Source organism: Enterobacter sp. 148H3, from assembly GCF_034107425.1.
Lineage (GTDB): Bacteria > Pseudomonadota > Gammaproteobacteria > Enterobacterales > Enterobacteriaceae > Enterobacter > Enterobacter vonholyi.
This window is the reverse complement of record NZ_JAWNEI010000004.1, coordinates 357773-382634: the sequence shown is the minus strand read 5'-3', so window position 1 is coordinate 382634 and position 24862 is coordinate 357773. Positions and strand designations below refer to the sequence as shown.

25 protein-coding genes are annotated in these 24862 nt (G+C 56.5%); 10 read left to right on the top strand and 15 right to left on the bottom strand.

Going from position 1 to position 24862, the window contains the following annotated elements:
* Positions 1-25 precede the first annotated feature (25 nt).
* The 6 genes from USH94_RS08495 to USH94_RS08470 all read left to right on the top strand — a co-directional run bounded on the left by USH94_RS08495 (position 26) and on the right by USH94_RS08470 (position 8063).
* Entirely contained in the window at positions 26-916 is an 891-nt protein-coding gene (locus tag USH94_RS08495) for an oxidoreductase (protein WP_111964466.1), read from the top strand.
* A gap of 117 nt (positions 917-1033) precedes the next feature.
* Entirely contained in the window at positions 1034-1471 is a 438-nt protein-coding gene (locus USH94_RS08490; protein ID WP_111964465.1) for a DcrB-related protein, read from the top strand.
* 17 nt (positions 1472-1488) lie between these two features.
* Positions 1489-5745 (top strand): RHS repeat-associated core domain-containing protein, encoded by a 4257-nt coding sequence (locus tag USH94_RS08485; protein WP_111964464.1) that lies wholly within the window; start codon positions 1489-1491, stop codon positions 5743-5745.
* Between the two features lie 33 nt (positions 5746-5778).
* Complete coding sequence (locus tag USH94_RS08480) at positions 5779-6342, top strand: hypothetical protein (RefSeq protein ID WP_111964463.1); 564 nt, start codon at positions 5779-5781, stop codon at positions 6340-6342.
* Between the two features lie 181 nt (positions 6343-6523).
* Positions 6524-6766, top strand: coding sequence for an SMI1/KNR4 family protein (locus USH94_RS08475; RefSeq protein ID WP_320731319.1), 243 nt, complete (start codon positions 6524-6526; stop codon positions 6764-6766).
* A 910-nt stretch (positions 6767-7676) separates the two neighbouring features.
* Positions 7677-8063 carry a hypothetical protein gene (locus USH94_RS08470; protein WP_111964462.1) on the top strand — a complete coding sequence of 129 codons (387 nt, stop codon included), beginning with the start codon at positions 7677-7679 and terminating at the stop codon, positions 8061-8063.
* A gap of 273 nt (positions 8064-8336) precedes the next feature.
* Here USH94_RS08470 and USH94_RS08465 read toward each other — a convergent pair whose 3' ends face one another.
* The 11 genes from USH94_RS08465 to USH94_RS08415 form a co-directional block, all read right to left on the bottom strand.
* Positions 8337-8591 carry a hypothetical protein gene (locus USH94_RS08465; protein WP_111964480.1) on the bottom strand — a complete coding sequence of 85 codons (255 nt, stop codon included), beginning with the start codon at positions 8589-8591 and terminating at the stop codon, positions 8337-8339.
* Between the two features lie 82 nt (positions 8592-8673).
* Positions 8674-9264 carry a hypothetical protein gene (locus USH94_RS08460; RefSeq protein ID WP_111964461.1) on the bottom strand — a complete coding sequence of 197 codons (591 nt, stop codon included), beginning with the start codon at positions 9262-9264 and terminating at the stop codon, positions 8674-8676.
* A gap of 138 nt (positions 9265-9402) precedes the next feature.
* Complete coding sequence (locus USH94_RS08455) at positions 9403-9858, bottom strand: hypothetical protein (RefSeq protein WP_111964460.1); 456 nt, start codon at positions 9856-9858, stop codon at positions 9403-9405.
* Positions 9859-10089: 231 nt separating this feature from the next.
* On the bottom strand, positions 10090-11121 hold the full coding sequence (locus tag USH94_RS08450; protein ID WP_111964459.1) for a C45 family autoproteolytic acyltransferase/hydolase: 1032 nt from the start codon (positions 11119-11121) through the stop codon (positions 10090-10092).
* A 21-nt stretch (positions 11122-11142) separates the two neighbouring features.
* A complete protein-coding gene (glnQ, locus tag USH94_RS08445; RefSeq protein WP_111964479.1) occupies positions 11143-11865 on the bottom strand; it encodes a glutamine ABC transporter ATP-binding protein GlnQ in 723 nt (240 codons plus the stop codon).
* 2 nt (positions 11866-11867) lie between these two features.
* Positions 11868-12524 (bottom strand): glutamine ABC transporter permease GlnP, encoded by a 657-nt coding sequence (gene glnP, locus USH94_RS08440; RefSeq protein WP_024906945.1) that lies wholly within the window; start codon positions 12522-12524, stop codon positions 11868-11870.
* Positions 12525-12574: 50 nt separating this feature from the next.
* Complete coding sequence (gene glnH, locus USH94_RS08435; RefSeq protein ID WP_111964458.1) at positions 12575-13327, bottom strand: glutamine ABC transporter substrate-binding protein GlnH; 753 nt, start codon at positions 13325-13327, stop codon at positions 12575-12577.
* A gap of 125 nt (positions 13328-13452) precedes the next feature.
* Positions 13453-14007, bottom strand: a complete 555-nt coding sequence (locus USH94_RS08430; protein ID WP_181574023.1) for a carboxymuconolactone decarboxylase family protein — start codon at positions 14005-14007, stop codon at positions 13453-13455.
* A complete protein-coding gene (locus tag USH94_RS08425) occupies positions 14004-15332 on the bottom strand; it encodes an aspartate aminotransferase family protein (RefSeq protein ID WP_111964457.1) in 1329 nt (442 codons plus the stop codon). Before USH94_RS08425 ends, USH94_RS08430 begins: the two co-directional genes overlap by 4 nt.
* A gap of 127 nt (positions 15333-15459) precedes the next feature.
* Positions 15460-16317 (bottom strand): MurR/RpiR family transcriptional regulator, encoded by an 858-nt coding sequence (locus USH94_RS08420; RefSeq protein ID WP_111964456.1) that lies wholly within the window; start codon positions 16315-16317, stop codon positions 15460-15462.
* A 228-nt stretch (positions 16318-16545) separates the two neighbouring features.
* Complete coding sequence (locus tag USH94_RS08415; protein WP_111964455.1) at positions 16546-17427, bottom strand: LysR family transcriptional regulator; 882 nt, start codon at positions 17425-17427, stop codon at positions 16546-16548.
* Between the two features lie 105 nt (positions 17428-17532).
* On the opposite strand from USH94_RS08415, the gene budA reads away from it, so the two are divergent.
* From budA to USH94_RS08395, 4 genes are all read left to right on the top strand, one after another.
* Entirely contained in the window at positions 17533-18312 is a 780-nt protein-coding gene (budA, locus tag USH94_RS08410) for an acetolactate decarboxylase (RefSeq protein ID WP_111964454.1), read from the top strand.
* A gap of 13 nt (positions 18313-18325) precedes the next feature.
* Positions 18326-20005, top strand: a complete 1680-nt coding sequence (gene alsS / locus USH94_RS08405; protein WP_111964453.1) for an acetolactate synthase AlsS — start codon at positions 18326-18328, stop codon at positions 20003-20005.
* Positions 20006-20025: 20 nt separating this feature from the next.
* Positions 20026-20796, top strand: coding sequence for a (S)-acetoin forming diacetyl reductase (locus USH94_RS08400; RefSeq protein WP_111964452.1), 771 nt, complete (start codon positions 20026-20028; stop codon positions 20794-20796).
* A gap of 131 nt (positions 20797-20927) precedes the next feature.
* A complete protein-coding gene (locus tag USH94_RS08395; protein WP_111964451.1) occupies positions 20928-21401 on the top strand; it encodes a cold-shock protein in 474 nt (157 codons plus the stop codon).
* Between the two features lie 60 nt (positions 21402-21461).
* On the opposite strand, the gene USH94_RS08390 is transcribed toward USH94_RS08395, so the two are convergent.
* From USH94_RS08390 to USH94_RS08375, 4 genes are read right to left on the bottom strand one after another with little or no spacing between them, the layout of a single operon-like run.
* On the bottom strand, positions 21462-22166 hold the full coding sequence (locus USH94_RS08390; protein WP_111964450.1) for an ABC transporter ATP-binding protein: 705 nt from the start codon (positions 22164-22166) through the stop codon (positions 21462-21464).
* Positions 22153-22989 carry an ABC transporter ATP-binding protein gene (locus tag USH94_RS08385; protein ID WP_111964449.1) on the bottom strand — a complete coding sequence of 279 codons (837 nt, stop codon included), beginning with the start codon at positions 22987-22989 and terminating at the stop codon, positions 22153-22155. The genes USH94_RS08390 and USH94_RS08385 overlap by 14 nt, the downstream gene beginning before the upstream one ends.
* Positions 22982-23815: an ABC transporter permease gene (locus USH94_RS08380; protein WP_111964448.1), complete on the bottom strand. Its 834-nt coding sequence runs from the start codon at positions 23813-23815 to the stop codon at positions 22982-22984. Before USH94_RS08380 ends, USH94_RS08385 begins: the two co-directional genes overlap by 8 nt.
* Positions 23815-24828: an ABC transporter permease gene (locus tag USH94_RS08375; protein WP_111964447.1), complete on the bottom strand. Its 1014-nt coding sequence runs from the start codon at positions 24826-24828 to the stop codon at positions 23815-23817. The genes USH94_RS08380 and USH94_RS08375 overlap by 1 nt, the downstream gene beginning before the upstream one ends.
* Positions 24829-24862 lie beyond the last annotated feature (34 nt).

Genomic DNA, 24862 nt, shown 5'->3' with positions numbered 1-24862 from the left:
AGGCTTAGCAAAAGGGGAGTGACTCATGTCTGACTATCCAACCATTGCGCTGATAGGACCCGGTGCGATTGGCACCACCATTGCCGCGGTACTGCATGACGCTGGCCGCACGCCATTGCTCTGCGGACGGACCGCGCATCCGGAATTACGCCTGCGCCACGACGAAGGTGAAACGGTGGTGCCCGGTCCGGTACTAACCGACCCGACGGCCATTACGCGTCCCGTTGATCTCGTGTTTATCGCAGTGAAAACGACGCAAAATGCCGACAGCGCCGGTTGGCTGCGCGCGCTGTGCGATGAAAATACGGTGGTCTGTGCCCTGCAAAATGGCGTAGAGCAGAAGGCGCAGCTTGAGCCTTTGGTCAGTGGCGCAACGGTGCTGCCGTCGGTAGTCTGGTTCCCGGCGCAGCGCGAGCCGGATGCCTCCGTCTGGCTGCGCGCCAAACCGCGCCTGACGCTGCCGGATGTGCCGCAGGCACAGCGGGTGGTGGAGGCGCTTCGCGGTACGCGCTGTGAAGTTGAACTCTCGGCAGATTTCCCCACCGTCGCCTGGCGCAAGCTGCTGCAAAACGCGGTCGCCGGGCTGATGGTGCTCGCTAACCGTCGCGCCGGGATGTTCAGGCGCGAGGATATCAGCGAACTTTCGCTGGCCTACCTGCGCGAGGGGCTGGCCGTCGCCCGCGCCGAAGGGGCGAAGCTGAACGATGACGTGGCGCAGGAGATTCTGGCGAACTTTCAGCGCGCGCCCGAGGACCTCGGTACGTCGATTCTGGCTGACCGTCAGGCGGATCGCCCGATGGAGTGGGATATCCGCAACGGCGTCATCCAGCGCTACGGCCGCAAACACGGCATTGCGGTGCCCATCAGCGACGTGGTGGTACCGCTGCTGGCGGCAGGGAGCGAGGGGCCGGGTTAACGGTTACTGTTTTTCCGTTCGGCGAGGGCTGGCGTTGGGCAATAATCTGGGGATAGTCAGCCTTAAACACATATGCGAAACTTGCCGCTTCTGAAAATATGTGGTGGGACCCGCTCAATGTCAGAACTACATTCGCAGTGCCTTTTCAGTGAAGGACAGATCACCTTTCCTGAGGGTTATCAGGATCGTACCGTCAACGTATTCGCGCCGCCCGCTGCGGATGCGCCGGCGTTCAATATCTCCCGCGATGCCCTCCACCCCGGCGAAGCGCTTGCCGCGTATATCGATCGCCAGCTTGTCCTGATGGAAAAACACATCAAGGGCTGGAAGCAGGGTGAGCGCAGCGCCGCTACGCTTGGCGACAATCTTTCCCAGGGTGAAATTGTCCATGCCAGCTACCTGCGCGACGGGAAACGCATCTGGCAGCAGCAGGCCGTATTTAATGTCGACAGCGATAAAATTCTGGTCTTCACCATGACCTGCACCCGTGCGCTGGGCGATGCCGACAGCGCGCTGTTTGGCGATCTTCTCAGGAGCTTCCGCTTCCACCATTAACACCAGGGACAGTTGTTATGTTTGAAGCAGCACGCGTTGGCGATGATATCGGACATTCCGGTGCGCTGGCCGGGATGATTGCCGGAACGATTGTCGGTGGCCTGATTGCCGCCGCCGGGGGCATCCTGGCGGGGGCCATGTTTATTGCGGGTCTCGGCGCATCCTGTCTTGGGGTGGGCGTCCTGCTCGTCGGCGCCAGCCTGGCCGTGGGATATTATACCGGGGAGCTGGCGACCGCCGCCCGGGACAGCATCGCGGACGCCGGGGCATCCAGCATGACGAAGAAAGGCGTCATCACCTCCGGCTCGCCCAATGTGTATATCAATGGTAAACCCGCAGCCATGGCAACAGACAGCACGGTGAAGTGCTCTGACGACGGCTCGCAGCAGATGGCCGAAGGCTCTTCGCGGGTCTCTATCAACGGCCTGCCTGCGGCACGCATCGGGGATCGAACCACCTGCGACGCGAAGGTGATGACCGGTTCGAACAACGTCATTATCGGCGGCGATCCGCAGCAAACCCTGCCCATTCAGTCTGAAGTCCCCGAGTGGCTCTACAAAGTCTCCGATCTTACCCTGCTGTTCGCCGGGCTTATCGGCGGGTGGGGCGGTGCCGCTGGTAAAGTCGGGGCGCTCTCTAAGCTGCTGGGCAAAATCCCCGGTATCAACAAGCTGGCCCGTATCGCCTGTCGCGCCGGCACGCTGATGACCGGCGTGGCGGCCGCGGGGATTATCGCCCGCCCGGTAGATATCGTCAGCGGACAGAAGTTTCTCAGCGGGGATGATGAGCTGGACTTCGTCCTGCCTTCCCGTCTTCCGGTGCGCTGGCAGCGCTACTGGCGCAGCGGCAACCCCGGCGACAGCGTGCTGGGCCGCGGCTGGAGCCTGTTCTGGGAAAGCCGCCTTGAGCCGTATCAGGACGGCCTGGTGTGGCGCGCGCCGTCCGGCGATTACGTCGCCTTCCCGAAGGTCCCTAAAGGGATGCGCACCTACTGCGAAAGCGAAAAGAACTGGCTTGAACATCATCAGGACGACAGCTGGTCGGTGTATGACGTCAGCGGCGAACGCTGGCGCTATTCACCGCTTAAGGATGATGCCCCGTCGCTGCTCCAGCGCATCTCTGAACCCTGCGGCAACGATATCCTCTTCGAGTGGAATGCGGATAATACCCTGCATGCCCTGACCGACAGCGCGGGCCAGCGCGTGGTCTGCCGCTACGACCGTGACAGGCTCCTCGGCGCCTGGCTGGATGACGAGATCTGCCTGGTCAGTTACGCTTATGATGAACAGCGCCAGCTGGTCTGTGTGACCGGCCGGGGCGGTAGCGTGCGCCGACGCTTCCGCTGGCAGGACGGGCTGATGAGCGCCCACGAGGACGTCAACGGCCTGCTGAGCGAATACCGCTGGCGGGAGATTGACGGCCTGCCGCGCGTGGTCGGCTTCCGCCACAGCGGCGGCGAACAGCTGACGTTCGAATATGATTTTGATAACGGCACCCGCCGCGCGACCCGCGAAGACGGCGCTCAGGCGCACTGGCTGGTGGACGACGACGACAACGTCGCGCGCTTCGCGGATTACGACGGTCGCCAGACGACGTTTGTTTACCGCGACGGCGAGCTCTGCGACGTTATTCTGCCCGGCGGCGCGATGCGCCGCAGCACGTGGGACAAATACGGCCGCATGACCAGCGAGACGGACCCGGCGGGCCGCCGCACCGAGTATCACTGGCATCGCCTGACCGACCGCATCACCCGCACGGTGTACCCGGACGGCACCTCATCGCAGGCCATGTACGACCTTCGCGGTCGTCTGCTGTCGGAAACGTATCCGGCCGGTAGCACCACCGCGTATCGCTATCCTGACGATGAAGAAAACCTGCCGGAGAGCATTACCGACGCCGTCGGCGGCGTGGTGCGCCTGGTCTGGAACCACCAGGGGCTGCTGACGCAGCGCACCGACTGCTCCGGCAGCGTCACCCGCTTCACCTACGATCGATTCGGGCAGCTGATTGCCAGTGAGGATGCGGAAGGGAATATCACGCGCCGGGAGTGGAGCCGTGCCGGGCTGCTGATCGCCGTGATCCACCCGGACGGCAGCCGCGAGTCGCTGGTGTGGAACGAACGCGGCCAGCTCACGGGCTGGAGCGATCCGCTGGAAAGCGAGGTGAGCTGGGCCTACAACGTGCTCGGCCTCCCGGTCAGCCTCACCGACCGTATTGGCCGCGTGCGCCAGTGGCGCTACGACCCGCGCGGCAACCTGCTGCGACTTGATAACGGCAACGGGGCGGAATACCGCTTCACCTACGACGCCGTGGGCCGCCCGCTCAGCGAAACGCGCCCGGATGAGACCGTGCGCCATATGGAATGGGACGCGCGAGGGTTCCTCTGCGCGCTCGAAGAAAACGGACGGCCTGCCGCCGACGGCGGCATCGCCCGTCGCGTCCAGCAGTTCAGCTATGACGACAGCGGGCTGCTGATCGGACGCACTCAGCGCCAAGCGGAGTACCGCTACTTCCGCGATCTGAGCGGCCAGATCAACCGCATCCGCCGCACGCCGACGGCCGAAGGCGTTGCCCTGGGTATAGAAAGCGATGAGATCGCTTACCGCCACGACGCCGCCGGGCGCGTGCTGAGCGAGTCCGGCATTAACGGCGCGGTGGGCTACGAATGGGATGCCCTGAGCAACCTGACCGGCCTGACGCTGCCCGGCGAGCAAAAGCTGGCGTGGCTGCACTACGGCTCCGGCCACGTCAGCGCCATCCGCTTCGGGCAGCAGCTGGTGACCGAGTTCACCCGCGACCGCCTGCACCGCGAGGTGCGCCGCACTCAGGGCGCGCGCGAGCAGATTCGCCATTATGACAGCCTCGGCAGACGCACCCTGCAGCGCAGCGAATTAAGCACGGACGTGACCCTGCCGGAGCAGGCGATACTGGAACGCCTGTATCGCTACACCGCACGCGGCGAGCTTTCCGGCGTCAGCGACACCCTGCGCGGTGAGGTGGACTACGGCTACGACGCCGAAGGGCGTCTGCTGAAGCACTACGAGGCCCGCCGGGGGCACAGCCGCGCGCAGTTCAGCTATGACGCCGCGGATAACCTCGCCGCCAATGACGATGCGGAACCGGTCACGGATAACCGCCTGCAGCACTGGCAGGCGCTGTTTATGAAATACGACTCCTGGGGCAACCTGGTCAGCCGCCGGAACGGGCTGTATGAACAGCATTATGCGTATGACGCCGAGAACCGTCTGGTGTCCGCCCGGGGAACCGGGCCGGAAGGGCGGTTTGAGGCGCGCTATCACTACGACGCTCTGGGCCGCCGTACGCGCAAAATCGTCACTACGACGCACGGCACCACAGAAACGCGCTTCCTGTGGCAGGGCTACCGCCTGCTGCAGGAGCTGCAGGAGAGCGGGCTGTGCAGCACCTATGTTTACGATCCGAATGAGGCCTGGAGCCCGCTGGCGCGGGTGGATCACCTTCGAGACCAGAGCAGCGGTGAGATTTACTGGTTCAACACCGACCTGAACGGCGCGCCGCTGGAGGTCACAGACGAGCGCGGCGCGGTGCGCTGGAGCGGCCAGTTCGACAGCTTTGGCGAGGTACGCCACCAGAGCGAAGGGTTCTCACGGATTGTGAACCGTACGGCGATGCCACACCAGCCGCTTCGCTATGCCGGGCAGTACGCTGACGGTGAAACGGGATTGCACTATAACCTGTTCCGCTACTACGACCCGCAGGTCGGGCGGTTTATTGTGCAGGACCCGATTGGGTTGAATGGTGGGTGGAACCTTTATCAGTATGCGCCAAATCCGTTGGGGTGGATTGATCCGTGGGGACTCTCTGCGCAAGGTTTAGTTCGTTATAAACCAGATCCCACCCTTAGCGCGCAACCGGGAGCTAGGGCGACAGCAATAAGCCGAGCATGGGGAGAAGAAAGGGAACTAGTTGCGGCTGGTGGTGGAAGCCGAGACTGGACGGCCGCTGAACGCGAAGTAATATTAAGCACAAAAAATAATCGCCAATTATCGTCGGTTATGTCCGAAATGGGTTATACAGGCCATCATATCAATAGTGTGAAAGGTAATGGTGTTCTGGGAGGGAAATGGCAAGGTGATCCAAGGAATATTGTATTTCTCCAGAATGCTAATCATCCAAGCGGCTATGATGAGCATTTACATGGTCTACAAGGTCACCGTGGCAGCTATGAGACTCCAGGTAAAGGACGATTGATAGACCGTAATCTTACCCGTAAGAATTTGAAGAGCTGTCAATAATATCAATGAATATGCTGAATGTGAGGTATTGTTATGAGTGAAATTGAAGAGTCTTTAAAAAAACTTGTTGCTGTTTGCAAAAAATTTTCGCTGTCAGGGAATTTTAGTACAATCAATGACTTGGATAATGCTTTCCCGTCCAGCTTACCTCGTTCAACAGACGTTGATTACTTATATAAAAATTATAATCCTGAAAAGTTAAAGATTGAAACAGGCTTCACGCCAATTAAAATTCATTCTGTCAGTGAGCTCTCGAAGGCTCAAAGTGGTTATGAATACTTACCAAACAATTATCTTGTTTTTGGTGATGATTTAGGTGGAGGTAAACCTATAATTGCGGTTATCGATGAAGGGAATACCTCTGTCTATGCTAGTTATGATGTAATTGAACCATTTAAAATAGCTGGCAGTCTCTCTGGATTTATATTTTCATTGGCTGAGCTTATTGATTTGGTATATGGTCAATACGATATCTTTGATATAGCAGATGATAATGACGAAGTGAAAGATGACTTTATTGATGAGTTGCGGAAAAGAATTGTGCCTCTTATCGGTAATGAAAGTTTTAATGCATTCTATGATTATTTTTATGGCTAGGGCACATGTTTTTTTATTTAGATAAATGAATGGAATATGCCGGAAACCATTAAGTTCCGGCTTTAATTACTACCATCGATTTTTCCATAATAGAGGTTGAGTATCTAAGATCACTAAGTCATGACCTTTGCAAGGAGAGCTTATGCCTATTTCATATGGTAAACCTGCAAATTAAGATGAAATTAAAGTTCTGGAGAGGAAATTCAAAATCAGTTTACCTGAAGATTATAAAGAATTTCTCAGGTTGAAAAATGGCTTTGTTGTAAAATCTCCGGATTTTTGTGAGTTGGAGTATGAAGGTGTCGATGACGGGGTTATCGCTTTTTATGCCCTTTTTGGAATAAATATGAAAAATCCAAACCACTACATTTTTCGTCAAAATGAAGATTTTTTAAGTGAACTTGATTTCATTGATGATAAGTAAATTATTGGTGATGATCCTGGAGGTAATTTTTACCTTATATTAAATGGCAGTGAAAGCCAAGGTGTGTATTATTGGGACAGAACACATCTACATGCTGAGGATGATATCCAAGAGTTTGAAATCGCTGAGAAAAATGAGTGCGGCAATATCTATGAAATTACTAATAGTTTTACGGAATTATACAAGGAAATTTGTGAGGCATCTCTTGATGCAGGAATGAATGTAACTGTTGATTTATGATATTTCAAAATAAATCCATAATCAGAATATGATCATGGCTTATTTTTTTACATTTAGATGCTAGTAAATAGATAAACAGTAATAAAAAGAATGACAGATATGCTTGTATTTTGCCATTGGTAATAATGCCATTGCATAGAAAAAAGGCATTACACAGAAAGCGGCTCAGAATTTGTTAAGGGAAAAATGCTTACTCCAAATCATCTTAGTGCGAATACTATAATTCTTGTCCCAAGAGATCTTCATGACAATGTGCAACATATTGGCTCCGCATCTGATATGAGGAGGAAAGGAAAATGTTGAAAAATTAGAGCGCTTTGGAGCGAAACCGGCATCATTACCATCAGATGAATTTATAAAGTGTTTAAATACATTAGAAGCATCAATAGGGCTAATCCCTGAAAGTTATCGTGCCTATTTACTTCATTTTGGCGCTTCTGTTCTTTTTAATATAAACATTGTTTTCAAAGTGTTACAACCATCTCTATGGTCTGATGATCAAGGAAACGATACGCTTGAGTCTTTGTACGGCCTTGCAGAATCGGGTAAAGAGTATACTGTGTTTGAAATGGCTGATACATACCGGAATGATTTTTTCGATCTTTAAAATAGTAATACTATGTATTTATTTAAGTGTAATTAATCTAATGCATGAAAAGAGAGGGGTTATATGCATACTACGCGAGTAATGGGAGAAGGATATGAACCTTACGTTGAGCAATTAGGTGGCAAATTGATTTATTCATTACCTGTTGAATCGGGGTTTGTCAGTTTTCATTTTGAGTTTGATATTCGTCAGACCGATCTTGACATCCTGTTGTCCGATCATTACCGGCGGGCCGTCCTGGAAGTGTCCGCACACACTTTGCTCCAGCGCTCGACGTTAAAGGGACATAAACATTTTACTCAGAACGATTTTGATAACCTTATTGCCACTACCCTTCATGCATCGCAAGAGCATCTTAACGCATTCATTTCTAAGATTAATCGTGAGCACAATATTTCGATTGAACATTATGTAAATGACATAGTGAATAGACGCTTAACTAAAGGATGAATTTACCGATCCCAGATAAGGTCGATATTATTGTCAAAATCACGCTGGATCGATAGCTCTTTTCAATCTCGTGCTGCCCAAAGTGGTCAAAATCGATTTTTCGTGATAAGCGCTCAGGTGGTTCTTTTTTTTTCATGGAGAAGCTTTCCATAAACGCTTATCTGTCGGTGTCGTCGTGATGCCTGTCTTTTACCTTGCTAAACATTTTTCCGGGAGCTGGAGGCAGGTAAGGAAACAGAATCAGGATGAGCTAGCGTATTGTGACGCTTTATCTCATTGCCTGGCGCTCTTCATTGCATCCTGCTTCCCCGGGTTGCATTGTTTTTTTGTACCGGGAAGATAAAAATGCCCCGATGGATCCGGATCTGTTCCGCCCGGACAACCCGCTCGGCCATTAGATGAGACGGTACCATCAGAACCGCTTCCGCCATCAGAGCCATTTCCTCCATCACCACCCTTACCGCCATCAGCAGAATTTACAGCGAATGAACTGAGTAAGAGCAAACAGGCAATAGCGCGTTTATTCATCAAAACCTCCATTGTTCTATCCATAAATGTTCAGGAAAATATTCCCGTAAGGTTCCCTTTCGGAATATTTCACAGGTACACCTCACGTCTGACTTTCAATATTCGCTCTGACCGCCTTCAGCGTCCTTTTACGGATCCAGCCGCTGCCCGCCCGTATTGCCAGCCAGTAAGCCGCCATTCTGAGCCGGGTGCTTCTGTCCGGGCAATATACGAACGTTTCTGTACTGAGTTCATGCTGCCCTGGCGCCAATTCCGTTACTTGATAGCGCAGCAACAATGTCGCGCTGCCCGGCGTCACTGACGTCTGAAAAGCGCTGACATCCGGTACTTTTTCCAGACCAAAATTTGAACGCCAGAACTGTCCTCGCAAGCCATAGCAGAGCTCAGATGCTGAGTTTTTCAAAAGGGTAAAACTGTGCAAGCCAAAGTTGCCGATGGAGTTAGCCTGCTGATTACGCAGAAATTTCTGCGGTAATTGCCGTAAAAACATCAGCCGCCGAATGACGACATCTTGCCGGACGTCAAAGTTTGCAATCAACGGCAGAATATGTTCGGGATGCGCAGTATGAATGACCGTTCGGTGTTTTTCATGAAACTGGAACTGAGGTAAAAAAGCGGGGACATCCTGCCACTGAGCAAGCGCTTTGCGGGTTACGAATCCAGGATTCAGCATTTCTCTTCCTTGTCATCCCTTGAGTGCAGCCAGAGTATCAGATGGCGTTCCGCAAGCAATTACCAGGAAAAGAGAGGGTATCTGGCCGAAATGCTCCCCCATCCGCAGCAGCAGAATTCCGGCCTTCCATCACCCGTCTCAGTGCGCTGCGATATACGGCTCCTTCACAAACTCCGCCAGCAGCCAGACCATATCATGCAGCAGCCCGGTCAGTTCTTTCGCCACGCTCATGGGCAGTGTTCCGCCCATCACCGCCAGCGTTAACGCTACGGCATAATCCACCTGCAACGTCGTTTCCTGCCAGCAGTCCGGCACGCAGGAGGTAATCTTTTCCCCCGCAACCAACTGTTCAACCAGATACGGCGGAAGTTCCGAGTCACAGCACTCGCGCAGCCGTTTCAGCGCAGCCAGTAATCGCGTACAGAGCATGGCAAACGTCACCGCGTCGTCAGTTTCCACCAGTACGCTTACGTAAGCGGCGCAGGCATCGGCCAGTTCGAAGAGATCCGCGGAATCGGAAATTGGGTGGTTGATGAGATGATGAACAGCGCTTTCCTCAGAAAGCGCGTAGGAAAATTCAGGGATAGTCGCCATTTAGCATCCTCTTTGTCCAAAAATGTCATGTCATGCTAACGGGTTCCTACGCCCGGTTACGGATGTGCTGCAACGCAGGCACTTTACGGCGGTAAAAAAAGGAAGGAAAGGGGATGCCCCTGAATTACATAAGGTTGCTTGCAGGTTTGCGAGGCGGCTTCCAGAAGGGCATTGCCGGGTGGCGGCTACGCCTGACCCGGCCTACAAAAATCACAGCCCTGTAGGCCCGCGCTAGCGCAGCGCCGCCGGGCATTCCTGCTGTAAAACGGGTTTTTGCCGATCGTGAGTGAATATCTGCCATTTTATCTGCGACGTACTCAGGGTAAAAATGGCCGTGGCCAGCGTGTTCTCTTCATCCGGGTCCTGTGGCGAGAGACGATAAATCGGGAGCGCGGGATCATGCTGGTCTGAAAGAATACCCAGAGCCGCTGTACCATCAAGGTGAGGTTGCGTATCCAGCCAGGCGTTTAGCCGCTGCTGGCGTGACCGGGAGCTGTCAGTGATTACCTGCTCAACCGCATCAAGCTGAGGGTGGATAAGGTGATTAGCATGGGCGAAAACATCCCGCAGCGGCGTGACGGAACAGCCTGTTCCCGTCGCCTCCACGCTAAACAGCCGGCTGTCTCCCATTTGTCCCAGCGTATGATGAAAGGCTCCGGCGCGTGGTGATGAGGTCAGTATAGTGATAGCTTCATCCAGGCTGGCGGCATTCAGCGCAGCGCGGGCAAGTATCTGGCGCGGCATGCCGTTCGGACGGTGCAAAGCGCGTATGTTATTCACCGTGTTCACCACACCCTTTTCGTTTACGGCGAAGGTGTGTCCGCAAATCGATCCCGGATATGCGAAACTGGTGAACGCCAGGCCATCATCCGGGGTGATGCTGACGATGGCGCAGTCATTGCGAAGCTGCGGGAAACCGTCTTCATTATGCGCGATAATCAGCTCTCCCTCAGCGGTGCTTCCCGCTACCGTGGTACAGCCATCAGAGGTTGAGCGCACCAGATCGCCGCGGCAGTTCCAGGCAAACACCTCATCAAACGGTGCATCCAGGCCCTCGGCCAATCCCTCCAGCTCCTGCCAGATTAGGGGATACGCAGACTGCACCAGCGAGCGCATGCTCCGGGTCTGTTCTGCGTCTTTCATAGCGGTAACGGTTTGCCACAGCGCCGTTTGCGTCAGTTTTGCATGCCAGGCCTCGCGGCCGAACGCGCCAAGCGCCTGACCTACTGCAAAAGCGGAACCACGAATGTCGATTTTTTTCATAGGGTTATCATTCACTTCTATTCAGGATACGTGTTGCAAAAATTCTTTCAGGCGTGGATTGCGACTGCTATTCAGCAGCATATCAGGTGGACCATCTTCGGCAATGGTACCGCCATCAATAAAGATGAGCCGCGATGCCACATCGCGGGCGAAGCCGATTTCATGGGTCACAATCACCATAGTCATGCCTTCTTCGGCCAGCGAGCGCATGACTTTCAGCACCTCATGCCGTAATTCGGGGTCCAGGGCTGAGGTCGGCTCATCGAACAACATCATTTTCGGCTTCACCGCCAGGGCTCTGGCGATGGCCACGCGTTGCTGCTGACCGCCAGAGAGCTCTGATGGGTAGTGACTGGCGCGTTCGCGTAAGCCAACGCGGTCCAGCAGCGCAAGCGCCTGTTCCCGCGCGGCGGCTTTGCTCTGTTTACGTACGCGAACCGGACCAAACATCACATTCTCCAGCGCCGTCAGATGGGGAAACAGATGGAACTGCTGAAACACCATCCCGGCTTCACGGCGGATATCACATTCGTTAGCGTGAGGATCGGTAATATGCATTCCCGCTACCAGCAGCGTGCCGGAGGAAATTTCCTCCAGCTTGTTAATGCAGCGCAGCAGCGTCGATTTGCCCGAGCCGGAAGGGCCGATGATCACCACGACTTCGCCAGCATCAATTTTTAAATTGATGTCGTGCAGCACCCGAGTGGCACCGAAATTTTTCGACACCGCGCTAAATTCAACCATGTTCATAAAATATGGATCCTCTTCTCCAGTTGCTTCAGCAGGAAACTCAGGCACAGCGTCACCAGCAGGTAGATCATTGCCACTGCGGTCCAGACTTCCAGCGCGCGGAAATTACCGGCAATAATTTCTTGCCCCTGACGAGTCAATTCCGCCACACCAATCACAATAAACAGCGAGGTATCTTTAATACTGATAATCCACTGATTACCTAACGCAGGGATCATACGGCGTAATGCCAGCGGCATAATGACATGCCATAGCGTGCTGCGCTGGGATAATCCCATTGCCAGGCTGGCCTCTCTAAAACCTTTATTAATTGAGAGGATCGCTCCTCGGGTGATTTCTGCAATATAAGCACCCGAGTTAATCACAATGGTCGTAATGGCCGCCGTTACCGGGTCGATATGAATCGGTAACACCATGGGGAGTGCGAAATAAATAAACATCACTTGCACCATAATAGGCGTTCCGCGGATTAACTCGACAAAGACTAAAGAGACTGTCTTTGATATTTTTCCTCCGAGCGCCCGGCAGGTTCCCGCCAGCAGGCCAATAACAAAACCACCCAATAAACCTGATAATGAAATAATCAGCGTCAGCTGTAGTCCTTGCAACAGCAGCGGCAGGGACTCCCAAATATATTTACTGTCGAAATTCATATGTTACCCGTTAAGATGCAACGAGGTCGGATCGCTCCGACCTGGCGGGATTATTTTGGCTGTTTAGCAAACCACTTCACGTAAATCTTGCTGTACGTCCCGTCCGCACGTAACGCCTGCAGCGCAGCGTTGATCTTCGGCGTCAGAGCGCTGTTCTTCTGCATGGCAAAGCCATAGTGCTGCGGCAGAATGCTGTCAGTCTCGCCGGTCGATTTCACTTTGCCATCGCCCGCCGTTTTTACGTAATAGAGCACGTTGGGGGAATCATGCACCACGGCATCAAGGTTACCGGCCTGCAAATCAAGATAGGCGTTGTCGATATTCGGGAATTCAACATAGTTCGCCTTATATTTGCTTTTCATAAAGCTGGCCGCCGCCGTTCCCTGCTTTAATCCCACTTTCTTTCCTGCTAAATCGCTGAATTTAGTAATGGTGTTATCGCTGCTTTTCACCGCCATTAATAAATCAGCATCATAATAACCGTCGCTGAAATCGACGACCTGTTTACGCGCGTCGGTTATCGTAATGCCCGCCATGGCGACATCCAGATTGCGTGATTGTAAACCCGGGATCAGTCCCCCAAAATCCATCGGGCGTAATTCGTAGCTGACATCCATTTTTTTAGCTATGGCATCCCACAAATCAATATCAAAGCCGACGTATTTATCGCCTTGTTTAAATTCAAAGGGGACAAAGGCGGTATCCACACCAACCGTTAATTTATCCTGCGCTTGTGCCACAAAACTGGCGGAGCAAGCGACCAGCGCTAACGTAACTTTTAATTTAGTGAATAATCCAGACATGATAACCCTCGGCGTCAGTGAAGTAGCGTGCATGAATGTCACCCGGCGAAATACATCGGCGGAATGGGAAAATAAAAAGTTGATATGCAGGGCGCACTTTCATGCGCCAGATTTAAAGCGAAAGCTTATGCGGGAATAATCTCATCCCGGCTGTCGGGTACCGGCGTCTGTGCGCCGTTCATTACCATTGAGAGAAAACTGTAATAGCCATTGATGCCGATCAGATCCACCACGCCTTTCTCGCCCCAGAGCGCGATAGCGTGCTGCCAGGTGGCATCGCTGACCTTCTGCTGCTCCTGTAACTCCTTGCAAAAGTGATAGACCGCCCATTCATCTGGCTGCAGATCCTCTGGAAGACGCTTTTCATTAATCGCCTGCACCGACGCGGCAGAAATACCCTTCTCGCGCGCTATCGGCGCGTGAATCGCCCACTCAACAGGCTGCGACCAGTGCCGCGCGGTCATCAAAATCGCCAGTTCCGACAGGCGCTGTCCCAGCGCGCTGCGATAACGCAGGTATTCTCCCATGCGTTGCGCATGCGCCATGAGCTCTGGACTGCGCAGCAGCGGCTCGAAAGGTGGCAGCAGCGCACCGCGGGGCCCGTTGATTATCTCTTCGGCCAAAGCGCGCTGCTGGTCGTCCCACTCATGCTCCGCCAGCGGCGGTAAACGATTGATCATAATTTGCTGGTCTCTTCGCGAATCACGGTGTTCAGCGTGTCCACCACAAAGTCGAGCTGGCCAGGCGTGACGATAAACGGTGGTGCGATCAGGATATGGTCGCCGTACTGCCCGTCAATGGTTCCACCCATTGGATAGACCATCAGCCCACGTGACATACAGTTTGCTTTGATTGCTGCATGCAGCTTCAGGGCAGGATCGAAGGGGGTTTTGCTGGCTTTATCGCGCACCAGCTCAACCCCCGCAAACAAGCCGCGTCCACGCGTATCACCGACGTGGGGTAATTCCCCCAGTACTTCACGCAATGCGTTGTGCAGGTAAGCTCCCTGTTGCCTCACCGCCTGCAGCAAATTATCGCGCGCAATCACCTGCTGCACGGCCAGGGCTGCGGAAGCGGCGGTCGCGTGGCAAATGTAGGTGTGCCCGTGCTGGAACAGACCGCTACCGGCCTGCAGCGCTGAGACAACCTTCTCGCTCGCTAATACTGCGCCAATCGGCTGATAGCCGCCCCCCAGCCCCTTCGCGATGGTCACCAAATCCGGCACCACATCATCCTGTTCAAACGCATGCAATGTGCCTGTGCGTCCCATGCCGCACATGACTTCATCCGCGATATAGAGGATGCCGTATTTATCACACAGGTTGCGCACGCCTTTAAGATAGCCCGGGGTGGGCGGCGTGGCGCCGGTGGTAGCCCCCACCACGGTTTCAGCACAGAAACCAATAATGGTGTCGGGACCGGCCTCAATAATGGCTTGCTCCAGCTCGTTGAGCAGGCGCGTGGTGTATTGCTGCTGGGTTTCGTCATCGCGGCGGTCGCGATATTCATTGCAGGCCGAAATGCGGATCACGTCGATCAGCAAGGGGGCAAACTGGCGGCGACGCCATTCGTTGCCTCCTACCGCGAGCGCCCCAAGGGTATTGCCATGATAGCTCTGCTTACGGGCGATAAATTTAGTGCGCGACGGCTGTCCGATCTCAACAAAATACTGGCGCGCCAGCTTAAGCGCGGTTTCAACCGCTTCCGAACCGCCCGAAACGAAATAGGCATAGTTAAGATCGCCAGGCGCCGTGCGCGTCAGCTGTTCAGCAAGCTGTTCAACGGTGTCGCTGGTAAAAAAACTGGTGTGGGCATAGGCCAGCCGATCGATCTGGCGATGCATCGCAGCCAGCACGTCAGGATGCGCGTGGCCTAAACAGGAAACGGCGGCGCCACCGCAGGCATCCAGATACTGTTTTCCCTGTGCATCAAAAATGTACGCCCCCTGGGCGCGTACCGCCACGGCGGGCGTGCTGCGTAAACTGCGGTGAATGATATGGGTCATGCTGGTCCTGCTCCTGAATGCGCTGTGCTAATAAAGCGCATCTTGCAGGATCCATTTGTATCGCGTCAATTTCATTTTGATCCAAATGCATTCCGTTTTCTTATGCCGAATGCAAATGAATCATTTTTCAGGGTTTCCCAGGGACCACATAGGCACCAGAGTCGATAAGATAGCGTTCAGCATTTTCGATTTTATTCACTGCATCCCGACCATGTCGCGCGACCAGCATCGCCAGTAAACACTCGGCGAGCCCCATACCCGACACTACGGAAGGGAAAAATGACGGGCTGTCGACAGAGAACAGCAGCGTGCAATCGGCAGCCTGGGCTAATGGCGAGACGGGAGAATCCGTGATGGCGACGATTGTCGCGCCCGCCTGCCGGGCTGCGCGCAGGACATCCAGCGACTCACGGGAATAGGGGGCAAAACTGGTGAGTAACAGGCAATCTTGTGCTGTTAATTCACGCGTGAACACTTCGATGTTGCTCGCCAGACCATCAATGAGCGACGCTTGACGATTAAACAGTCGATAGACATAAAACAGCGACCAGGCGATAGGAAAGCTGGCCCGGAAGCCGCAAATATAGACATTCTCAGCCGCGTCCAGCAGCGATACGGCCTGCTCCATCGCCTGATGGTTTTCGTGCTGTGTAAAAGCCAAATTTGCCTGATGCGCCTGAAACACCTCTTCATAAAGCTGAGGCTGAGTGCCTTTGGCGATCAGCTTCTCGGCTTTAGATACATATGTATCATTGCGCAGTCCGAGTTCATCAATGAATGCGTCCTTGAGTTCACCCCAGCCGTTGTAGCCTAATCGTTGCGCCAACCGCAGCAGCGTGGCGGGTTTCACACCGGCTTCACTTGCGAAGGCGCGCATCGATAGCACGACCAGTTGATTGGTATTCTGTAGCGAGAACTCGGCAGCACGCTGTAATTCTGCAGACAATTCACTGAATGTACTGACAATATTTTCCCTTGGATTCATAGCAAATAGTCCTGCTTTTTAAGGTTAGCGCTGCTGTTGTCAAGTGACGTTCGATCTTCGCAGACTGAACGGACTCGCGTTGTCCCGGAAACGGATGATGAAAACACAGCGTAAATAAGTCAACGGGGAGCTGAACAGAGAGCATCAGGCGTGTGAAACCCAACCTGACCGCGTCCCCAACCGTAGGCCCGCGCAAGCGCAGCGCCGCCGGGCACAGCCGCGCTGCCGTCAACCCTCGTTCAGCATCGTCAAAAACCGCTTCACCGTTCGCGAGCGTTCAAAGCGCCGCCAGCAGAGCGCGATATCGGTATAAAGCTCCGGCGAGCTCAGCGCGTGGTAGGTGACATTAGGCGGAGAAATAGCCGCCATGGATTTCGGCACCAGCGCGAACCCGCCGCCGGCGGAAACCATGCTCAGGGAGGAGGACAGCTGCGACGACTGCAGCGCGTGCTGCACGTCTATCCCGGCCCGCTCGCAGCAGCCGTGAACCCGCTCGTACAGCCCCGGCGCGACCTCCTGCGGGAACAACACTACCGGCGTATCCCGAAGCTGCTCTAACGCCAGCGAACCGCACGCCGCCAGCGGATGGTCGCGATGCAGCGCCACCACCATCGGCTCCCGGTCGAGGATTTTTAACTCGAACGCCTTGCTGCTCTCGCACGGCAGGCGCACGAAGGCGATATCCAGTTCACCCTCCGCCAGCATCGTCGTTAGCGACGACATATTGGCTTCCACCTGGTAAACCTGCACCGCCATATTCTGCACCTGAAACTGGCGAATCAGCGCGAAAATTTTGGGATGAAAAGCGTCGGAGCTGGTGATGCCAATCGACAGGTTTCCGTTCAGCCCGCGCGCGATGCCGCGGGCTTTTTCCAGCGCGGCGTCGCTCAGCGCCAGGATCTTGCAGGCGTCCTCGTAGAAGGCTTCTCCCGCCTCGGTCAGCTCCACGCCCCGCGTCAGGCGCCTGAACAGCGGGGTGCCGACTTCCTCTTCAAGCCGTTTGATCTGCTGACTCAGAGGAGGCTGTGAAATACCCAGCGCTTCGGCCGCCCTGGTGAAGTGTCGCTCGCGTGCAACCGCGACAAAATACCGCAGATAACGAAGTTCCATATCTAAAACGTCTCAAACCAGCATGGTTTCTATATTGGAACTCTCTGCTGAATCGGGTCAACATTTATTTAACCTTTCTAAATAAAGTTGAAGAGGACGAGCACGATGATGCATTCATCTGCCTGCGACTGTGAGGCCAGCTTGTGCGAGACCCTGCGCGGGTTTTCCGCCCAGCATCCTGACAGCGTGATCTACCAGACATCGCTAATGAGCGCCCTGCTAAGCGGCGTGTACGAAGGGGAGACCACCATCGCCGATCTGTTGGCACACGGTGATTTTGGTCTGGGCACCTTCAACGAGCTGGACGGCGAAATGATTGCCTTCAGCAGCAAGGTGTACCAGCTGCGCGCCGACGGCAGCGCCCGGGCCGCGAAGCCGGAGCAGAAAACGCCGTTCGCGGTGATGACCTGGTTCCAGCCGCAGTATCGTATCACCTTCAATGCGCCGGTGAGCCGTCAGCAGATCCACGACGCGATCGACCAGCATATCCCCTCCGATAACCTGTTCTGCGCGCTGCGCATTGACGGCAATTTCCGCCACGCCCACACCCGCACCGTACCGCGCCAGAAGCCGCCGTACCGCGCGATGACCGACGTGCTGGACGACCAGCCGGTGTTCCGCTTTAACCAGCGTGAAGGGGTGTTGGTCGGGTTCCGCACGCCACAGCATATGCAGGGCATCAACGTGGCGGGCTACCACGAACATTTCATCACCGACGACCGTCAGGGCGGGGGCCATCTGCTCGATTACCAACTGGAGAGCGGCGTGCTCACCTTCGGTGAAATTCACAAGCTGATGATTGACCTGCCCGCCGACAGCGCGTTTTTACAGGCCAACCTTCACCCCAGCAATCTGGACGCAGCGATCCGTTCCGTCGAAAACTAACAGGAGAACTATCGTGAACAGTGAGAAACAGTCACGTCAGTGGGCGCACGGCGCCGATTTGGTTGTCGGCCAGCTGGAAGCGCAGGGCGTGAAGCAGGTGTTCGGGATCCCGGGGGCGAAAATCGACAAGGTCTTTGACTCCCTGCTGGACTCCTCCATCGAGATTATTCCGGTGCGTCACGAAGCGAACGCGGCGTTCATGGCGGCGGCGGTAGGGCGTCTGACCGGCAAGGCCGGGGTGGCGCTGGTGACCTCCGGGCCCGGCTGTTCGAACCTGATCACCGGCATTGCCACCGCCAACAGCGAAGGCGACCCGGTCGTGGCGCTGGGCGGGGCGGTGAAGCGGGCAGATAAAGCCAAACTGGTGCACCAGAGCATGGACACCGTCGCCATGTTCAGCCCGGTCACCAAATACGCCGTCGAAGTGAGTGCGCCGGACGCGATTGCTGAGGTGGTTTCCAACGCGTTTCGCGCCGCCGAGCACGGCAGGCCGGGGGGCGCGTTTGTCAGCCTGCCGCAGGATATTGTCGACCAGCCCGCCACGGGAGCAATTTTGCCTGCCAGTGGCCCGGCGCTGATGGGCCCGGCACCGGAATCCGCCATTAACGACGTCGCGAAGCTTATCGAAAAGGCCAAAAACCCGGTCATCCTGCTGGGGCTGATGGCGAGCCAGCCCGCCAACAGCGCCGCGCTGCGCAAGCTGCTGGAGAAAAGCCGTATTCCGGTCACCAGCACCTATCAGGCCGCCGGGGCGGTGAATCAGGAGCACTTCACCCGCTTTGCCGGACGCGTCGGTCTGTTCAATAACCAGGCGGGCGACCGGCTGCTCCATCTGGCGGATCTGATTATCTGCATCGGCTACAGCCCGGTGGAGTACGAGCCGTCCATGTGGAACAGCGGCGACGCCACGCTGGTGCACATTGACGTGCTGCCTGCCTATGAAGAACGTAACTACGTGCCGGATCTGGAGCTGGTGGGGGACATTGCCGAAACGCTGAACCTGCTCGCTAACCGTATCGACCATAAGCTCGAGCTGAGCCAGCGGGCCTCCGAAATTCTGGTCGATCGCCAGCATCAGCGCGATCTGCTCGATCGTCGCGGCGCCTCGCTCAACCAGTTTGCCCTGCACCCGCTGCGCATCGTGCGGGCCATGCAGGATATCGTGAATAACGACGTGACGCTTACCGTGGATATGGGCAGCTTCCACATCTGGATCGCCCGCTACCTCTACAGCTTCCGTGCGCGTCAGGTGATGATCTCCAACGGTCAGCAGACCATGGGCGTCGCGCTGCCGTGGGCGATTGGCGCGTGGCTGGTCAACCCGAGCCGCAAGGTGGTGTCGGTCTCCGGCGACGGCGGCTTCCTGCAGTCAAGCATGGAGCTGGAAACCGCGGTGCGCCTCAACGCTAACGTGCTGCACATCATCTGGGTGGATAACGGCTACAACATGGTTGCCATTCAGGAAGAGAAAAAATACCAGCGTCTTTCCGGCGTCGAGTTCGGCCCGGTCGATTTTAAAGTCTATGCCGATGCCTTTGGCGCGAAAGGCTTTGCCGTGGAGAGCGCCGACGCGCTCGAACCCACGCTGCGTGCGGCGATGGATGTGGATGGCCCGGCCGTGGTGGCCATTCCGGTCGACTACAGCGATAACCCGCTGCTGATGGGCCAGCTCCATCTCAGCCAGATTTTGTGACTCAACATAAGGACAGAGAAATGCAAAAAGTTGCTCTCGTAACAGGCTCAGGCCAGGGGATTGGTAAAGCGATTGCGCTTCGCCTGGTGAAGGATGGCTTTGCCGTCGCCATCGCCGACTATAACGCGGAGACGGCCAGAGCCGTGGCCGATGAAATCATCCGTAACGGCGGGAAAGCCGTTGCCGTGAAGGTGGACGTCTCTGACCGCGAGCAGGTATTTGCGGCGGTGGAGAAAGCCCGCACCGCGCTGGGCGGTTTCCACGTGATCGTCAACAACGCCGGGGTTGCGCCGTCCACGCCAATCGAATCCATCACGCCGGAGATTGTCGACAAGGTCTACAACATCAACGTGAAAGGGGTGATCTGGGGGATCCAGGCGGCGATTGACGCGTTCCGCAAAGAGGGGCACGGCGGCAAGATCATCAACGCCTGCTCCCAGGCGGGCCACACCGGTAACCCGGAGCTGGCCGTCTACAGTTCCAGTAAATTCGCGGTGCGCGGCCTAACCCAGACCGCCGCGCGGGATCTTGCTCCGCTGGGGATCACCGTTAACGCCTACTGCCCGGGCATCGTTAAAACGCCGATGTGGGCGGAGATCGACCGTCAGGTCTCCGAGGCGGCGGGTAAACCGCTCGGCTACGGAACCGAGACTTTTGCCAAACGCATCACGCTTGGCCGCCTGTCCGAACCGGAAGATGTCGCCGCCTGCGTTTCATACCTGGCAGGACCGGATTCCGACTACATGACCGGCCAGTCTCTGCTCATCGATGGTGGGATGGTGTTTAACTAAATTCTAATAAGCTCTGACATGAGTTTTCCCCTGCACCCGTGCAGGGGCTTTTTTTTGTCTCCTCCGTCATTGTGCATTACACTGCGCGCTGCAAAACTTTAGTCATTACGATCTGACAGGCGGTAACAGCGATGAACGGTACAATCACAACGTGGTTTAAAGATAAAGGCTTTGGATTTATCAAAGATGAAAACGGCGACAACCGCTATTTTCATGTGATTAAGGTCGCGAACCCCGATCTGATTAAGAAAGATGCCGCGGTGACCTTTGAGCCAACCACCAACAACAAAGGCCTTTCCGCCTACGCGGTGAAGGTGATCCCCGAAAGCAAACATCTCTATATCGCAGGCGAGCGCGTGAAGCTCAGCTCGATCAAGTCCTTCGTGGTGTTCAGCGAAGAAGAGCCTGCCGATACCAAAATCGACAAAGAGAATGCGGTGCTGTCGGTGGGGCTGCTGATGAACAGCATCAAGCCGAAATCTGATAAAAAGCCGGGCGAAATGCGCACGGTGAAGAAGCTGGCGATCACCACCTTCCAGAACACGACGCTGATCTTCACCGAAGATGAGATCGACATTGATGCCACGGTGAAGCTGCTGAAGTAATTGTAGGCCGGGTGGCGGCGATGCCTTACCCGGCCTGGAAAACCCGCGCCGCCGCACGGTTTACCCCATCCTGTGCTCGCCTCTTAACATAGCCTCACGGTCAAACACCTTCTGGATCGCCCCGTGCGCCATAAACGCCGCCCGGTCGGACATATGGGCAATCACGTCCGCGTCGTGGCTCACCAGCAGATAGGTCATCTCGTGCTCGGCCTTAAGACGGTTGAGCAGGTTCAGGATCTCCGCCTGCACCGACATATCCAGCGCCGAGGTCGGCTCGTCCAGCAGCAGAAGCTGCGGGCGCAGCAGCAGCGCGCGGGCAATAGCCACGCGCTGGCGCTGGCCGCCGGAAAGCTGGTGCGGGTAGCGCCTGCCCGCGTCGGCGGAAAGCCCCACCTGCTGCAGCGCATCCGCCACCTTTTCGGCAATCTGCGTTTCGCCGTGGATTTTTAACGGCTCCGACAGGGTGCGCGCAATGGTGTGGTTCGGGTGCAGCGACGCCCACGTATCCTGAAATACCATCTGCACGTTGCGGCGAAGCTCGCCTTCAAAACGTCGTCCTGGCGTTAACGCTTCTCCCAGTAGCGCAATACTGCCGCGCCACTCGCGCTGCAGCCCAGCCAGCACGCGCAGAAGGGTCGATTTGCCGCAGCCGGATTCACCGATCAGGCTGAACGTCTCGCCTCTCTCAATGCTAAAGCTGGCGGCCGAAACCGCCGTTTTTTCCCCAAAGGTGACCTGCACCTGGTTAACCTCAACGAGCGCCATCGCTGGCCTCCTTCCACGGCTGCGAACGGTCGAGCGTCGGCAGCATCTGCCCATAGGTATTGGCGTCTGGACGACAGGTCCACAGGGTTCGCGTGTACGGATGCGTCGCCTGCGGGAGATGGCTTGCCGCCATCTCATCAACCTTTTCGCCCTGATACATCACCAGCACGCGGTCGCAGTGCTCCGCCACCAGCGGCAGATCGTGGCTGATTAACAGCATCGCCATCTGGCGTTCTTCGCACTGCTGCACCAGCAGCTCGAGGATCTGGTTGCGCAGGCGGGCGTCCAGCGCGGAGGTGGGTTCATCGGCAATCAGCACCTGCGGGTTGTTGATCAGCGCCATCGCAATCATCACCCGCTGGCCCATGCCCCCGGAGAGTTCGCCGGGGTAGCGCAGGAGGACATGTTCGTTGAGTCCGACGGCGCGGAGGATGTCGTGAATGCGCGCCAGGCGTTCAGCGCGGGGCAGGCGCTGATGCAGGGTCTGCGCCTCATCAAGCTGAGCGGCGACGTTTTTCGCCGGATTCAGCGCGTAGCGCGGGTCCTGCAGGACCATCGCAATCCCGTTACCGCGCAGCGCCTGCCAGCGGCGGGCGTTCAGGGTCAGCAGATCGTTGCCAAGCACGTTAAGCCGGTTGGCGCTTACAATACCGGGTTTGCGCACCAGACCCATCAGGGCGCGGGCGGACATGGACTTGCCGGAGCCGGATTCCCCCACCAGCGCCAGCCGCTCGTTGCCAAGCGTAAAGCTCAGATTGTTGACCACGCGCGCGGCGGGGTAGTCGATATTCAGCGCATCGACGATGACGCGGGGTTCATTCATGCTGTGGCTCCAGAACGTCGCGCAGGCCATCGCCCAGCAGGTTAAACGCCAGGCTGGCAAACAGGATGGCCCCGCCCGGAATGGCGGCAATCCACCACTGGTCGAAAATCACCTGCATGCCGTCGGCAATCATCGCTCCCCATTCGGCCATGGGCGGACGTGCGCCAAGGCCGAGGAAGCCGAGACCGGCGGCGGCCAGAATAATGCCTGCCAGATCCAGCGCCAGCCGCACAATCGCGGACGGCAAACACAGGGGCAGAATATGCCCGACCAGCAGGCGCAGGCCGCGAATGCCCATCATCTCCGCGGCGGCCAGGTAATCGCTGTGGCGCAGACGCTGAATTTCACTCCGCGCCTGACGCGCGTATGCGGGCCAGGTGGTTAAGGCCAGCGCCAGCGCGCCGTTGACCAGCCCCGGGCCAAGCATCGCCACAAACGCGAAGGCGAGGATCAGGCGCGGCATCGACATCACCACGTCGGTAAAACGCATCAGGATGCGCTCCAGCCAGCCGCCGTAGTAGCCGGACAAAATTCCCACCAGCAGTCCGGCGGGCAGGGTAATAACGGTGACTAACGCCACCAGCCCGAGCGCCGGACGGGTGCCGTAAATCAGACGTGAAAGCAGGTCGCGACCGTAGCTGTCGGTGCCAAGCCAGTGCTGGATATTGGGTGCCTGAAGGCGAGCGGCGGCGTCCTGCCAGTTCGGGTCAACCGGGGCCAGCAACGGCGCGAACAGGGCAATAACCCCCAGCAGCGCGATGGCTACCAGCCCGCAAAATGCGGCAGGGGAGCGGCGCAGCCGGCGTAAGAAGAGATATAACGGCATCAGCGTACCCTGGGATCGGTTGCCCGCACGAGCAGGTCGGTAAGGTTATTGATCAGGACAAAGCAGACGCCAATCAGCAGCGTGCCGCCCATGACCGCGGTGGTGTCTCCTGCGAACAGGGCGGTGGTGAGATAGCGCCCGATCCCCGGCCATGAGAAGACGGTTTCGGTTAATACCGCGCCCTCCAGCATGCTGGTGTAGGCCAGCGCGATCACCGTCAGCAGGGTGCCGCGAATGTTCGGCAGCACGTGTCGCAGCAGGATGGTCATCTCCCCGGCACCTTTTGCGCGGGCAAGCAGGATGTACTCTTTGTTCATCTCGCTCAGGCAGGCCGAGCGCGTCAGGCGGGTAATGCTTGCCAGCGAGTAATAGGCCAGCAGCAGCACCGGCAGCACCAGGTGGCTGAGGGCGTTGCGGAACGCCTCGCGATCGCCGGAAAGCCAGGTATCTATCAGCGCAAAGCCGGTACGCGGCTCGACGGTGAACTGCCAGATATCGTCCAGCCTGCCGGGGCCCGCGCTCCACTGCAGCTTCGCGTAGAACAGGGCCAGCATCAGCAGGCCGAGCCAGAAGATCGGCACCGAGTTGCCGAGCAGGGTGAGGGTTCTGATGGCTAAATCGAGCGGCGAACCGGCGTAGCGAGCGCACAGCACTCCGGCAGTCACGCCGAGCACGGCGCCGATGATTAACGCCAGCGTTGCCAGCTCCAGCGTGGCGGGGAAGGCGTGCAGCAGATCCTGCAGCACCGGCTGTCCGGTGGCGCTGGCGGTGCCCAAATCCCCGTGGGCAAGGTTTTGCAGGTAGTGCCAGAACTGCACGGGCAGGGGCCGATCCAGCCCTAGCTGGTGGCGAACCTGATCGTACGTCGACTGGCTGGCGTGATCGCCTACGATCTGCAGCACGCGATCGACCGGTGAAAACGCCGAGAGCGCAAAGGTGACGAGTAGCAGCCCGAAGAGCGTAAGCAGCAGGGTAAGCAGGCCCTGAAGCACGCGGGTGGAAAGATGTGGCATGGGAAAACTGTTATCCTGAAAATATGCACGGACG

Bases quoted from the DNA above. Each gene is read 5' to 3' on its own strand.
- USH94_RS08400 (WP_111964452.1), top strand. From the start codon at position 20,026: ATGCAAAAAGTTGCTCTCGTAACAGGCTCAGGCCAGGGGATTGGTAAA.
- USH94_RS08385 (WP_111964449.1), bottom strand. From the start codon at position 22,989: ATGAATGAACCCCGCGTCATCGTCGATGCGCTGAATATCGACTACCCC.
- USH94_RS08465 (WP_111964480.1), bottom strand. From the start codon at position 8,591: ATGAATAAACGCGCTATTGCCTGTTTGCTCTTACTCAGTTCATTCGCT.
- USH94_RS08375 (WP_111964447.1), bottom strand. From the start codon at position 24,828: ATGCCACATCTTTCCACCCGCGTGCTTCAGGGCCTGCTTACCCTGCTG.
- USH94_RS08390 (WP_111964450.1), bottom strand. From the start codon at position 22,166: ATGGCGCTCGTTGAGGTTAACCAGGTGCAGGTCACCTTTGGGGAAAAA.
- USH94_RS08420 (WP_111964456.1), bottom strand. From the start codon at position 16,317: ATGAATCCAAGGGAAAATATTGTCAGTACATTCAGTGAATTGTCTGCA.
- USH94_RS08470 (WP_111964462.1), top strand. From the start codon at position 7,677: ATGCATACTACGCGAGTAATGGGAGAAGGATATGAACCTTACGTTGAG.
- USH94_RS08490 (WP_111964465.1), top strand. From the start codon at position 1,034: ATGTCAGAACTACATTCGCAGTGCCTTTTCAGTGAAGGACAGATCACC.
- budA (WP_111964454.1), top strand. From the start codon at position 17,533: ATGATGCATTCATCTGCCTGCGACTGTGAGGCCAGCTTGTGCGAGACC.
- USH94_RS08485 (WP_111964464.1), top strand. From the start codon at position 1,489: ATGTTTGAAGCAGCACGCGTTGGCGATGATATCGGACATTCCGGTGCG.
- USH94_RS08495 (WP_111964466.1), top strand. From the start codon at position 26: ATGTCTGACTATCCAACCATTGCGCTGATAGGACCCGGTGCGATTGGC.
- USH94_RS08415 (WP_111964455.1), bottom strand. From the start codon at position 17,427: ATGGAACTTCGTTATCTGCGGTATTTTGTCGCGGTTGCACGCGAGCGA.
- USH94_RS08480 (WP_111964463.1), top strand. From the start codon at position 5,779: ATGAGTGAAATTGAAGAGTCTTTAAAAAAACTTGTTGCTGTTTGCAAA.
- USH94_RS08450 (WP_111964459.1), bottom strand. From the start codon at position 11,121: ATGAAAAAAATCGACATTCGTGGTTCCGCTTTTGCAGTAGGTCAGGCG.
- USH94_RS08455 (WP_111964460.1), bottom strand. From the start codon at position 9,858: ATGGCGACTATCCCTGAATTTTCCTACGCGCTTTCTGAGGAAAGCGCT.
- glnP (WP_024906945.1), bottom strand. From the start codon at position 12,524: ATGAATTTCGACAGTAAATATATTTGGGAGTCCCTGCCGCTGCTGTTG.
- USH94_RS08430 (WP_181574023.1), bottom strand. From the start codon at position 14,007: ATGATCAATCGTTTACCGCCGCTGGCGGAGCATGAGTGGGACGACCAG.
- USH94_RS08380 (WP_111964448.1), bottom strand. From the start codon at position 23,815: ATGCCGTTATATCTCTTCTTACGCCGGCTGCGCCGCTCCCCTGCCGCA.
- glnH (WP_111964458.1), bottom strand. From the start codon at position 13,327: ATGTCTGGATTATTCACTAAATTAAAAGTTACGTTAGCGCTGGTCGCT.
- USH94_RS08395 (WP_111964451.1), top strand. From the start codon at position 20,928: ATGAACGGTACAATCACAACGTGGTTTAAAGATAAAGGCTTTGGATTT.
- glnQ (WP_111964479.1), bottom strand. From the start codon at position 11,865: ATGGTTGAATTTAGCGCGGTGTCGAAAAATTTCGGTGCCACTCGGGTG.
- USH94_RS08460 (WP_111964461.1), bottom strand. From the start codon at position 9,264: ATGCTGAATCCTGGATTCGTAACCCGCAAAGCGCTTGCTCAGTGGCAG.
- USH94_RS08425 (WP_111964457.1), bottom strand. From the start codon at position 15,332: ATGACCCATATCATTCACCGCAGTTTACGCAGCACGCCCGCCGTGGCG.